Raw genomic sequence first — 12,594 nt, 5'->3', positions numbered from 1 at the left:
GAGGGGTCGTTGCGCACGAACATCACTTGTGCCCCAACCTTCAGTTCCAGCTCTTCATCGGTGGGAAAGGTCGATTCGGGGAAGTCGCGGTCAATCTCCGCACGATAGGTAAACGACGCTTTGTCGAGCCGTTTGAGCGCTTGCGTGTTGTAATTGTTGGCCTTGGCGTTGTGCGTGGTGAGCCTTATGTAGCCCTCTTCGGCCGCCGGATGAAAGTCGGCGACGTACCGGCTGTTGAGCAAAGCAAGGTCATTGTCGGTTATTTGGTTATCACGGATGTGGTTGAGCAGGTCGATGAAAGTACGGTCTTGCTGTCGATAAACGTGTCGGAGTTCGATGGTCACGTAGTCGATGGCGCTCAACGCCTTTGAGCCAAAGAAGTAAGGAGTGGCGTAATGGTCAGCCAAGAGGCGCTCGTCTTCGGGTGTTACGACGGGCGTTAGCTGTTGCAGGTCGCCAATCATGAGCAGTTGCACGCCTCCGAAGGGCCTGCTGTGGTCACGATAGCGGCGCAACACGGCGTCAATGGCGTCGAGTAAATCGCTCCGTACCATACTTATCTCGTCGATGATGAGCAGGTCTAACGTGCGAATTATCTTGCGTTTCTCCTCGCTAAAGTCGTAACGGCTCTCCATTTTGACGCCCGGCACGAAGGGAGAGAGCGGCAATTGGAAGAAAGAATGTATCGTTACGCCGCCTGCATTGATAGCCGCGACGCCCGTGGGAGCCACGACGACCATGCGTTTGGTGCTGTTTGATTGGATGGCACGTAGGAAAGTGGTCTTTCCGGTGCCTGCTTTTCCGGTGAGGAAAATGCTTTTTCCGGTGTGTTCCACGAAGTCCCAAGCCTGCTTGAGTTCTTCATTTTGTTGCATTTGAATAGTGTTTAAAGAATAGGAATGGGGAAAACGGAATGCTACGGACGGCTCGATAGGCGGTTGACAGTGCGCCTTATCTCGTCCTGAAGCATGGGATTATCGGTCTTGAACCGTTGTAATTGCTCCATGATGTAGCGTCGCTTATAGTGCGTATCATACCATCCGAGGGTGTGAATGGCGTGGATTCGTACGTCGAGGTCTTCCTTCTCATTATTGATAGTGGCCAAGATGGGGTCGATCATCGCGGCCCTCGGCACGTTGCGGAAGCGCAAAATGGCGTTTCGTCGGCGTGCGGGCTTGCTGCTCATGTCGGCTATCTCGGCCACGGTTTGCCGATAACGGACCGGTGCCTGATGAATAATGGAGCGCAGTTCGTTGACAACGGTGTCGCTGTAAAGGGTGTATGCCGGGAGCTGGCGGTCGAGTTCATGTTGCAAGGCTTGGCTGTCGAAGGCCTCGATGTTGCCCATCAGTTGGAAACCCAAGCGTGGTTCGTGGCCCCGTTGCAAGAAAGTTTTAACGATGGAGGGTACCAATTGAGGTGCGCCTATACGCTCGGCGTAGATGGCCGATAGGCGTCTTACCAGCTCATAGCTGTCGTTGAGCGACTGTTTTAGCACCTCGACGGCGGCTTCGGGGTAGTAAAGTCCCAAGAGTTTCACGGCTTCCATGCGCACGACAAAGTAGTCCGACTGCTCATAAGTCTGCCTTAGCAGGCTGCTCATGTCCTTCTCTCGGGCCATCCAAAGCTGACGGAGGGCCATCGCTTGCACGTCGGGCAGGGACGAACGGAGCCGCGGTCGCCAGTATTTGGCGTCCATGTGATGGAGCGTGAGGGCAGCGTTGATGTCAAAATCTATGGCGCTGTTGTTCTTGAAACGCAAGGTGGGATCGCCTATGAGATGGCTTTCGAGGTAGCCGTTGAAGCGGTTGAATTGGCCTATACGCATGCCGGTGGCAAGCAATCCGATGAATTCGTCGGGCCATTTGTCCTGCAATGCGTTGACCGTACCGCCGATGGTGGCCAATGTTTTGCCATCGTTGAAGATATAAGTGCCGGCAATGTTGTCGTCCTGATGGAACGAACCGTTGAAGCAAGCGTCGAAAAGTATGAAGCGGGCGTTGAGCTTCAGTGCCCTGAGATCTGAGGTGTAAATGTCTTGTTGGGCGGCGGCGAGGGAGTCAGCTCGCTGAATGGCGGGGTCGAAAGCCTCCCGGCACCAGCTTTCGGGTACGTCGAAAGCCTTGGAGTAGTAGCTAACGGCACTGTCGGGACCTACCTCTTTGGAGCGGCGCAGCACCTTGTCGTGCAGGTAGTATTTGATATTGGTAATGCTCGGACCTATGTTCGACACGTTGGGATAGCCGTTGAGATACTGCGTGTCGGGGGCTCCGTGGTGATGAAACAGCAGTACGTCGAGGTCGGTATTCATCACTTCGTTGAGGTAAAGGTTCTTTGCGGGGTACATCATGTCGAACTCATAGAACTTCACCGTGCTGCCCCGACGGAACAATTGAGGCATTTGTTCTCGTAAAGCAAGCTGCTCTCCGGCCCATGCCAAAGGGTCTTCGGAGTTGTAGGAGTGGCCCCGGGCCATGGTAAGATGGTCGAGTTGGTTGTTTGCCTCGGCCGCTTTGAGGCGGGCGGCCTTGGTCAGGTAGGCGGCCAATAATTGATACTTGTCCTTTCCTTTCAACTCAAGGGGCTTGATACGGGCCGTATAAATGTCGGGCGAAAGGTAGGTTTTGCTCTCCGATGATAGGCTGTAATAAAAGTAAAGGGGACGCTGTGGGTCTTGTTTAAGGTACTGAAACTTCAGTCCGAAGTCATCATAGAAGCGGTCACTGGCCACGCTCGATTCCTTCCAATCAGCCTTTTGATTCATCTTGAAGGCCGAAGTGAGGTACTGACCGTCGCGTATCATGGGGATGGGAATGTCGCCAATGAAGACCGCTCCCTCCAAAGGTTGGCGCTTGTCGGCATGCCATTGGATGAGAAGTTGCTTGATTTGCTCGGGCTTTTCCCAATCTCCCACGGCCAAGTAAGTACCTAATTGGTCGGCCTCTATGCTGCTGCGGTAGGCATGGACGGCAGTTTTGGTTTTGTCATAGCTTTGCTTGTCAATGATGATGGCAAAGCTCGTAGGCGTTTTTACGCCCGGTTTTGTGATTTGTTGGGCCTGTGTTGATAGGGCAACGATGGCCAATATAAATGATAAAAACGTTTTTTTCATAAGCAGAAAGTTGGTGAATGTTAGAAATTGAGGCCCACAGTGAGCGACAAACAGCTCCTATGATGGAAGTCGAAGTCACGGGTATGGGCGTAGTCAAAGGCCACTTGGGCGTAGCCGTTTACCTTAGTATGGGGCTTGAGGAGCTGCGAATACGTGATCAAAGCGCCACAACGCCACGCGTCGGATAGCAAGTAAGCCTCGTCAAGTGGCTCTATGAGCGTTACGGGAGTAAGCTCCGGGTTTGCGCCTCCATAGCTATAAGCGCCTGAAATGGCGTTTTTCCATTGTGCGTTGAGGCCTATGAGGAGGCGACGGTGCATGGACCGGCCTATGGAAAAGTTCTTTTTGGCGTCTAATCCCAAGTAAATGTTCTCGCTGTTCTTGGTCGACAAAGGTAATAAAAACTTATCATTGTGCTTCCGATAGCCCACGTTAACGTCCGCACGCCAGTCATATTCGGCGCCACGGTTGGCTATCAAGGCGTAGCGAAGGCCCAAGTCGGTCGTTTTAAAGGTAGATCTTACGTCATGATGGAGTATGATCCATCCGGCGTTAGCTTCGGTGTTATCGCGTTGGGATAGGTACATTATGCCATTGATGGCCCGATGTTGCAGGGTCAAATCAGCCTGATGGGTGAGTTTTTGGCCATGACGGATGGCCTGAAAGGTAGCTCCGAAGGCTTTATCTTCCACTAATCCGTCCTTGCGAGGCGTGGTAAAAGAGATTTCATTGTTCTCAACATACTTGTTGAAAGTAAGTTCCGCCAGCACGTCCCACGCATTATCATGGTGTCCGTATTGCACTCCTATGCCCCAGCGGTTGCCGAAGTAGTTGGTCGTGCGACCGCTTCCTATGCCATGGTGGGCCGTACCAAGCCCGTAAAGTTCGTAATAATGGGGCTGTACTTTGTTGTTCTCGAGGGTCATTTCGGACTCTTCCTTGACGGAAGCGTAGGTAAGATGGGCCCCGATAGCGTCGTGGTCGTTGAGCGAATAGGTAACTCCGGGGGCCAATTGGAGCGTGAAGAAGCGTGCCGTTACACGGGGATCGAGTTGCTTGGCGGCCACTTGCGCCTTGTAAGTGCCCTCCAATCCGAAGGTGAAACGGCCGAAGACAACGGGTGTGGCAGCCCTAAACTTCAGGTGATAGTGCTGGTTTCGCCATGCACTTTCTTGTCCGTCGTCGGCCACGAAGTAGGGTTGACCTCGGTAAGGGTCGGTTATGGAGGCGTTGAAGCGGGCTCCGCTCACGTTCTCATGGGTGAAACGGAACTCTCCCCATACGAAAACTTTGTCCAAATTAAGGAAACCTTCGGTGTAGATATTGGCATCGCGCACGGTCTTTCCGGTGTAAGCACGATGGAAGTCGCCCGTGGCCGACTCGTAATTGATATGCAGCCGGGAGTAGTTACGGGTGTTGTCGAAGGCCGTTCCGGCAGCGTTGCCCGATTTGGACCATAGCTTTTGATCCTTCAAAAGTTCGGTTCCGGCCACCGAAAGGCCCTCGTCGGGGCTGTCGTTCTGTGCCCCTGCGCCGCCACTATAGGCCAAGAAGAGGAGCGAGAGCGTATAAAAATGTATGTCAAAGTGTTTCATTACAGTCATTTTAGAGGGTTGGTTACTTGTTTTTATGCCATTGGGGAACACCCGTTTCATAGCGATGGAGCTCGGGTTTCAGGCCCCGTTCAAAGTCGTCGGTGCTGTTGTTGGTGTCTTGAAAGAGCAAAGCGCCATTGTCACGACGTTGCATTTCGCCGCTCTCCGTGCGCATAACCTTGCGCGAAACGCTCAATCCGCAGTAGGTATTGCCCACCCATGTCATGCCCGCATCTACCGCCGCGGGTATTCGTTTGGCGTCGGCGTAGGTTTCATTGTTGATACATTCAACGGCGTCGAGTATATAATTAATAGGTATCTTACACTTAATATTCTTCTTACCAACCTCTTTTGCCTGATAGTTTTTGTCTTTTACGGGGTCCCAATTGTCACCCTCGGGCACTTGGAACAAGGCAAAGGCACTGCCAAAAACGGCGGTAAGGAATTGCGGCATGGTACCAAACTGGGCCTTACCATCGTAAAACACGTGGTCCATATTGGTGGCCGGCATGTCCGGAAGACGGTTATTGAAGGGGAAGAACTCGAACTCCGCGCTGCTACAATCTACCGGAGAATCAGGATTATAGATAGCTTGGCGGTGGTTGGTGGCAAACTGTGCGATGACGATACTTTCGCCCGGACGAAGCGGATAGTCAGTTCCATGGCCGGGGAAGCGCCATACTCGCTCGCCGTAGCATACGTTGTCATCGGTTCCACCCTCCCAAACGGGCAGCTTGCGAGTGGCGTTCGTGGGGTAGAGTTGTGCGAAATAAAGCCCGTCGAGGTACTGTATTTGGTCGGAATTGTTATATATTTCATAGAACTGATCACGGAAATAATTGGTTCCCGAGGGCGTTTTGCTACCCGCATAGTAAATCTCTTTGAAGACCAGCGGGCTCACCTTGAGGCCTTTAAGGGTAATATCGACCGTGGTAGTGCCGTCGAAGAGCGCCTTGTTGACGGCGTTTCCGTTGACGTAATACTCCGTTCCGTCGGTGTCATAGGCCATACCCGACACGGAAACCGTGTAGATACCGGGCACCACATCGTCGAAAACGCCCTTAACATCGTTGAGCTTTTTGGTGTAATGATAGCCGTCGGCATAGTTGTCGAGCTTGAAAGTCAGCTCCTTAACCTTATCCAATCGGTCGACATCTACTTTGAGATTGACGTCAATCTGCAGCGGTTTTACCTCCTCGGAGTTGGCTGCGTCGCTGAAACCCGAGCAGGAAGTGGCGCCCAAAAGTACGGCGCAGAGTATTTGATAAATATACTTTTTCATTGTAGCTATGATGGTTTTAAAGTTTCAAACTTAGCTCCATACCGAAGTAGAAGTCGCTGTTCTTCTTATAGAACTGGCCCGGATAGCGATTACTTTTCTTGATAGGATAGCTTCGGAAGAAGTTATTGGCAAAGAAAGAGATACGTGCCACGTCGCCAATTTCCTTGGTTAGATTAAGATTGAATTGGAAATACGGGCTCACGGTTTCCTTCTTTGCGTCGCGATGGTTTACGTTTTGGAGCAGATAATCATAACCGGCGGCCTTCACGTCGTCGACCGTTTGGAACTTGCCCGCTTCAAAATAATAGGGCTTTCCGTCCTTGAGCGACAGATAACCGATGGGTATTTGGTCGTTATAATATACCGTCCACTCGCTCTCATTCCACACCGCTTGCGCCGTAAGGGTCACTACAAAGCCTATGCGAGGTATGTTGTGGGTGGCCCGAAGCGTAGTGACAAACTGCTTGTAGAAGTCGTCCTGATCCTTGGGATCATAGATGGCAATGTCCGTTCGCTTGTTGGGAAGGCTGCTGGAGTTGTCATAAAAGTGGAGCATACGTGAGGAATTGCGAGCTTCCATCCATGCTCCGCTAAGCTGAAAGGCCGTGCGGATGGCGTCGATACGCCCCGTATTGAGCTCGAACTCCAGCCCTCGGGTGCGCACATCACGATGATTGACCGGCGTATAGTAAGAAGAAAGGATGGGATAAGTGCCGTTTGCCACGATTTGATTGGCCTCGTTGCGCTTGTAAAGCGTGTAATTAAAGGGCAGGAAGGTATTAACGGTGCTGCCAAGACCGTAACCATCGCGCAAATGCTCGTTGAATGCCGTCACACTAAGGCTGCTCTTGCCTAATTTAAGGTCGAAACCTATCTCGCTCTTGTAGTTCTTCGCTATTTTCAACTCACGATTCTGCGTGTCGACAATGCGTGTGGTGGTGAGCAACAGCCGCTCGTTTTCGGGGATGGTTTCTAACGGCAACTCATTCAGATGTACGTATTCGAAGTATGCTTGCTGCGGATAGAGGTAGAAAAGTGACGGAAGTTTGGCCGTAATACCATAGCCTCCGCGGATGGAAAGCACGTTGGGAATGAGGTCGAACGACGCATTGACGCGCGGAGCGAGGGCTCCTCCCACCACCGAAGTGTGGTCGTAGCGCAGTCCGCCTTGTAAATGAAGGGTTCGTTGGCCAAGAGTTATATCGATGTTTTCCTCCGCAAAGAGGCCCAAAGTCTTGATATAAGGTATGGCTCGATAGCTTCTGGGGCGGTAACTGCCGTCATAATTTGAGACCGAACGGGCCGGAGGATTGTCTAAACTCCACTTGGTACCCGCTCCCTCGTTGCCATCGGCCTTGAAATCGATACCGAGTAAGAGTCCGTTATTGAGCTTTCCGAAGTTCTTAAAGAAGTTGGCGGTGAGCTTGGCGAATAGGTTTACCTCCCGACTATCAATCTCGTTGTGGCTCAAATAGGCGTTGGGCAGGTAGTGGGCGTAGTACCCTGACGCTACGTCGGCGTCGCTGAAATGGGTTATCTCCTTGCCTTCGGCGTCGTAAACGCGCTGCCCCGGACGATTGCTAAGGGTGGTTCCATCGGTCGTGGTGCCCGAGTAAACGGAGTTGGCGGCCGTTTCTTCTTCCTCGGTCATGCTTTGTTTGGAGACATAACTGCCCTGAACGACGTAGCGAATGTTCTTTATCCAACTGTTATCAAACTGTATCAGGCCGTTGGTATTGAGCCTCAGACCCGCCTCAGTGCCACGGCTGACGTCGCGAGGCAGGTCGGGATTCTGCTTCATACGGTCTTGCGCATAGCTGAAACCGAGCGAAGTATTGGTTCGTAAGCGATTATTAAAGAAGGTATTGCTGTACGTTGCCTTGGCGTTAATACGCTGATAGGAGGCGTAAGAGGCCGTAAGGTCCTTGTTGCTGTAGGCATAGTCGCCGCTGATATTGAGCGCTCCGGCCCGCCGACCCAGCTCAAAGCCCGTACCAACGCTGCCTTGGTACACGTTAGGATTGGCCTTGGCACTGATACGCAGGGGCTCTCGGCCGGCCTTGGTGTGGAGAATAACGGCGCCGGAGGTAAGGTCGCCATACTCCACGGAGGGAATACCGCGAATCAGTTCCACCGACTCTATGTTCTCGGCCGATACCCCTCGGGCGTCGATACCGGTGTTAGCCGACGCTCCTCCGGCCATAGCCACGGCGCTACCGTTAAGCGATGGGTTGAGCGAAGAGAGGTTTGCGTTGTTCGAAAGGGGCGCCCCGTCTTGGTAAATGGCCGTTCCGAAGGAATTGAATTGGTTAAGTTGGGTGTCGTTTACGCCCCGCACGGTTACCATACGGGCCTTGTCGAGCGTTTGATTGCCCGAAATGGCGCCCGGGGCCAGTGCCAATATATCGGCCAAGCTGGTGGCTTGAAGGTGGTCTATGGCGTTTCGGTTGATAAAGGAGGCCGTAGTGCTGCCCGAAGTCTTGGTTTGCGCCACCACGACCACGTCGTTCAGACGGAAGTTCTCGTCCTTCATGAAGAAGTCGATTTGGCGGTTAGAGCTCATGTTTACTACGGTATCGATGTCTTCTTTGCCGAGATATTTAATGAGAAGTCTTACTTTGCCTTGCGGCACATTGGTGAGTTGATAACGTCCGTCGGCGTCGGCCACGGCGCCAAACTTGAAATCTACCACGGAGATAGTGGCTCCTATGAGCGGTTGTTTGCCGTTTTCGTAAACATGACCGCTAAGCCTTAGCTTCTGTTGGGCATGGAGATGCGAGGCACTTCCGAGCATTAACAGACCCAAGACGATAGAGGGGAGTTGCTTGAAATGTATCATTTGAAAAATTATTGGTTCGATGTACGTCAATAAGTATAGTCTTCGCAATGTAAAATTATGACTTTCTATTTTGCAAATTTAGGCTAAATAATCTTACGAGTCAATACCATTAATTAGGTATTTTTATAGAAATTCACAATTGGTAATTTATTTTACAAACCGTAGCCGATGGCTGATGATTTCGTGAACGATAAACGGTAAGGTGATAAAAACGCGATTTTTACGATGTTTGTAAGTATTTGGCAATCAGTGGATTGCGATATAAGAGGAAACGAGCGTGGCTTTTTGGCGGCCTGAAAGCAGTGCTTTGGCAGGGTAAGCGTGGGCTTTTGAGGGTGTAAGAATAGGCTTTTGGCCGGGTAAAAGGGCTGCTTTGGGCGAGGAGTTGGGGGCAAATGGGCGGAGCGAAACTACGTTTGTAGGTATCGGGAGCTTGATAGTGGGCCTGCGGAATGCTAAATGGCATGGCCCCGAAGTGTTAAAAAGAGGGATGTTTTCTTTACAAATAACAGCATAAAAGCAGGACTGTCACGGGGGACAATCCTGCTTTCGGTAGGTTGATAGGCCGCCCGCCAAGGGGCCATGGCCTTAGAGTCGCGATAGAAATCAGTTTGCTTTTGACCCACGAGGAGGCCTACGGCAGGGGCCATGGCCTTAGAGTCGCGATAGAAATCAGTCGGTAAGACAAGCGTCGAGGGCGGCGGTGATGGCCTCCTTGTCGAGGTTCTGACCTATGAAGACGAGCTTTTGCATGCGGTCGCCATAGGTTTCGTCCCAGTCGCGGCGCAGCCCTTCCTCGCGTGCTTTGAGCGCTTCGAGCTCGGGTTGGGGCATGGTGGCGTACCATTGGCCGGCATTGCGCAAGCCCATTTGTCTGCCCGCCTGCTCAAATACGTAGCAGGTTTGGGGCTCGTCCTTGAACCAGCATATTCCCTTACAGCGGATAACGCCCTGCGGGAACTTGCGGGCCACGAACTCATCGAACCACGCAAGGTCGAGCGGACGCCGACGGTAATACACGAAAGTGCCGATACCATACTCCTCGGCCTCGCCCTCTTCATGGTGATGATGGTGATGGTGGTGGCCGTGTTCGTGGTGATGTTCGTCGTCATCGTGGTGGTGATGATGGTCGGAATGGTGATGGTGGTCGTCGTGTTCCTCCTCTTCGTGGTCGTCGTGATGGTTCTCTATTTGGTCAATCCATGCGGCCGAAGTGGCTGTTTGGTCGAAATCGAAGCGATGGGTGTTGAGGAGCAGGTCGAGCTCTGCGTCGCCGTAGTTACATTCTATGATGTCGGCCTTGGGCTGGATGGCCTTGATGATGTGGCGAATACGGGCCAACTCATCGGGTGAAACCTCAGCGGCTTTATTGAGCAAGATAAGGTTGCAGAACTCTATTTGCTGTATGACGAGGTTCTCAATGTCGTCCTCGTCGAGGTTATCGCGCATGAGTCGGTCGCCGTTGGCGAACTCGTCGCGCATGCGGAGGGCGTCGACCACGGTGGTGATACAGTCGAGTCGCACGATACCATCTTTGATATATTGCGGTCCGAGGGTAGGTATGCTGCAAATGGTTTGGGCTATCGGTGCCGGCTCACATATACCGCTGGCCTCTATAACGATGTAATCGAACTTCTGAAGGCTTGTTATCTCGTGTAATTGTTCTACGAGATCCATCTTCAAAGTGCAGCAAATACATCCGTTTTGCAGGGCTACGAGGCTGTCATCCTTCTGTCCTACGACGCCACCTTGCTCTATAAGACGGGCGTCGATGTTGACTTCGCCGATGTCATTGACGATGACGGCGAACTTTATTCCGCGCTCGTTGGTGAGTATGCGGTTAAGTAATGTGGTCTTGCCGCTGCCGAGATAGCCGGTAAGCAGCAAGACCGGAAGTTCTTTTTGGGTCATTTATTCAGATTTACTATGTTCTATTGCCTTCTTAACCGAGCCGTGCATCAGCAGCAGTCGCTTGGCTTGCTCATAGTCGAGGCCAAGCTCTTCCACGATCATGCGTGTGCCTCGGTCAATCAGTTTCTTGTTGGTAAGTTGCATGTTGACCATGCGATTGCCCTTGACGCGGCCTAATTGTATCATGACTGATGTGGAAATCATGTTCAAGATCATCTTTTGGCCCGTGCCGGACTTCATCCTTGAGCTGCCCGTAACGAACTCCGGACCGACTATCATTTCGATGGCCACGTCGGATTCGGCCGCCATGGGGCTGTCGGGATTGCTCGTTATGCAGCCCGTAAGTATGCCGTGGGCCCGCGATTCACGCAAAGCGCCGATGACATAGGGCGTAGTACCCGAGGCGGCAATGCCTATCACGGTGTCGAGAGGGCCGATGTTGTGGGCTTGAAGCTCCTCCCATCCGCGCTGCTCGTCGTCCTCAGCGTTCTCCACAGCGTTGCGCAGGGCCGTATCACCGCCCGCTATGAGGCCGATGATGTGGGTGGGTGGCACGCCGAACGTGGGCGGAATTTCCGACGCGTCGAGCACGCCGAGACGGCCACTGGTGCCTGCTCCCATGTAGAAAATGCGTCCGCCCTTCTTCATTCGGGGCACTATTTGCTCCACGAGGCGCTCTATTTGGGGGATGGCTTGCTCGGTAGCGAGGGCTACTTTTTGGTCTTCACGGTTGATGTCGACCAACAATTCGTGAATACTTTTCTGCTCCAAATCATCGTAAAGCGATGATTGTTCCGATATTTTTACGAACGCCATGGCTACTCTTTGTTAGTGTGGTAAGCTACAAGGCCCTCCATCGGGGCTTGAATTATCTTGCCTAAAGTCATTCCCTCGGCCTTCAGCGCGTCCTCGAGGGGCTGCTTGAAGTAGTAGGCTATGGAGCCGTTGAAGCCTATGGGGTAGTGATTCCAACCGTCATATTGCTTCACGTTGCGCACGAGGAAGCGGCGGAAACCATCGACTACCAGCGCATATACGGCCTCGTTGTCAAGATGTTTGGCAAGGAAAGGCACGAAACCGGCGAGGAATCGGTTGGGAAGTTTCTGGCGATATACGCGCTCTATGATGTCGGCATTGGTGAGTTGGTATTCCTCATGAAAAGCTTTCACGATGTCGGCGGGCAGTTGGTTCTTCAGAATATCGCCTATCAGCGTCTTTCCTAACACCGCTCCGCTGCCTTCATCGCCAAGGATGAAGCCCAAGGGGGACACGTTCTTCACGATTTTCTCGCCATCATAAGCACATGAGTTGCTACCGGTGCCCATGATACAAGCTATTCCCGGCTTGTGACCACATAGGCTTCGGGCGGCGGCAAGCATGTCGGTAGCCACTTCACAACGGCCTGTGATGTGGAGATGGCGCCGCAATGCAGCCTCGAGGATGGGCAGTTTCTCGGGTGTACAGCCCGCTCCGTAGAAGTAAACGTCCTCAATCTGCGTGGTGGGAAGTGAGGGGAGGAGTGATGACTTGATTTCTTCGGCTATCTCTTCCTCGGTTTGGAAGAAGGGGTTTGTGCCTTTTGTCTTGATTGTCAGGGTAGCCTGACCATTGTCTACCACGCACCAATCGGTTTTGGTAGAGCCGCTGTCTGCTAATAATATCATAACTTAATAAAGATTTTTTTCTTGTAAAGATAATATCCGCAAGCCCATACGGAGAGCACGAAGAGCAGCGCCCATGCCAAGGAAGCTGCTTGGGTACCCAGCAAAGGCTCCATCACGTCGGTCACAAGGCTGTCTTGCAGGCTCTTGCCGAATAGCGGAATGATGGTGAAAGGGATGAGAAGAATGTCGGC

Annotated in this window: 8 protein-coding genes and 1 pseudogene; all 9 read right to left on the bottom strand. The window is 52.4% G+C overall.

Annotation, left to right across the window (positions count from 1 at the left end; translation table 11 throughout):
• Window positions 1-875 (bottom strand): ATP-dependent DNA helicase (locus VIR50_RS07640; RefSeq protein WP_331934554.1); only part of this gene is annotated, 875 nt, incomplete at its 3' end.
• A 41-nt stretch (window positions 876-916) separates the two neighbouring features.
• Window positions 917-3,112 (bottom strand): HEAT repeat domain-containing protein, encoded by a 2,196-nt coding sequence (locus tag VIR50_RS07635; protein WP_331934553.1) that lies wholly within the window; start codon window positions 3,110-3,112, stop codon window positions 917-919.
• 20 nt (window positions 3,113-3,132) lie between these two features.
• Window positions 3,133-4,707 (bottom strand): DUF6850 family outer membrane beta-barrel protein, encoded by a 1,575-nt coding sequence (locus VIR50_RS07630; RefSeq protein WP_331934552.1) that lies wholly within the window; start codon window positions 4,705-4,707, stop codon window positions 3,133-3,135.
• 22 nt (window positions 4,708-4,729) lie between these two features.
• The gene (locus tag VIR50_RS07625) at window positions 4,730-5,989 is read right to left on the bottom strand and encodes a DUF4876 domain-containing protein (RefSeq protein ID WP_331934551.1); all 1,260 of its coding nucleotides are present in this window, start codon (window positions 5,987-5,989) and stop codon (window positions 4,730-4,732) included.
• Between the two features lie 16 nt (window positions 5,990-6,005).
• Window positions 6,006-8,828 carry a TonB-dependent receptor gene (locus tag VIR50_RS07620; RefSeq protein WP_331934550.1) on the bottom strand — a complete coding sequence of 941 codons (2,823 nt, stop codon included), beginning with the start codon at window positions 8,826-8,828 and terminating at the stop codon, window positions 6,006-6,008.
• Between the two features lie 672 nt (window positions 8,829-9,500).
• A complete protein-coding gene (locus VIR50_RS07615; protein ID WP_331934549.1) occupies window positions 9,501-10,739 on the bottom strand; it encodes a CobW family GTP-binding protein in 1,239 nt (412 codons plus the stop codon).
• Window positions 10,740-11,555 carry an N-acetylmuramic acid 6-phosphate etherase gene (murQ, locus tag VIR50_RS07610; RefSeq protein WP_331934548.1) on the bottom strand — a complete coding sequence of 272 codons (816 nt, stop codon included), beginning with the start codon at window positions 11,553-11,555 and terminating at the stop codon, window positions 10,740-10,742.
• A gap of 2 nt (window positions 11,556-11,557) precedes the next feature.
• On the bottom strand, window positions 11,558-12,403 hold the full coding sequence (locus tag VIR50_RS07605; protein ID WP_331934547.1) for a BadF/BadG/BcrA/BcrD ATPase family protein: 846 nt from the start codon (window positions 12,401-12,403) through the stop codon (window positions 11,558-11,560).
• Window positions 12,400-12,594 (bottom strand): annotated as a pseudogene (locus VIR50_RS07600) (DUF5009 domain-containing protein); the annotation flags it as partial. The gene VIR50_RS07605 and the pseudogene VIR50_RS07600, both read right to left, overlap by 4 nt.

This window comes from Prevotella sp. (assembly GCF_036570325.1).
Lineage (GTDB): Bacteria > Bacteroidota > Bacteroidia > Bacteroidales > Bacteroidaceae > Prevotella.
This window is presented reverse-complemented; position numbering and strand designations above follow the sequence as displayed.

What these genes read in the sequence shown, in the direction of transcription:
- VIR50_RS07635 (WP_331934553.1), bottom strand. Translation starts at nt 3,112, where the DNA reads ATGAAAAAAACGTTTTTATCATTTATATTGGCCATCGTTGCCCTATCA.
- murQ (WP_331934548.1), bottom strand. Translation starts at nt 11,555, where the DNA reads ATGGCGTTCGTAAAAATATCGGAACAATCATCGCTTTACGATGATTTG.
- VIR50_RS07630 (WP_331934552.1), bottom strand. Translation starts at nt 4,707, where the DNA reads ATGAAACACTTTGACATACATTTTTATACGCTCTCGCTCCTCTTCTTG.
- VIR50_RS07620 (WP_331934550.1), bottom strand. Translation starts at nt 8,828, where the DNA reads ATGATACATTTCAAGCAACTCCCCTCTATCGTCTTGGGTCTGTTAATG.
- VIR50_RS07615 (WP_331934549.1), bottom strand. Translation starts at nt 10,739, where the DNA reads ATGACCCAAAAAGAACTTCCGGTCTTGCTGCTTACCGGCTATCTCGGC.
- VIR50_RS07605 (WP_331934547.1), bottom strand. Translation starts at nt 12,403, where the DNA reads ATGATATTATTAGCAGACAGCGGCTCTACCAAAACCGATTGGTGCGTG.
- VIR50_RS07625 (WP_331934551.1), bottom strand. Translation starts at nt 5,989, where the DNA reads ATGAAAAAGTATATTTATCAAATACTCTGCGCCGTACTTTTGGGCGCC.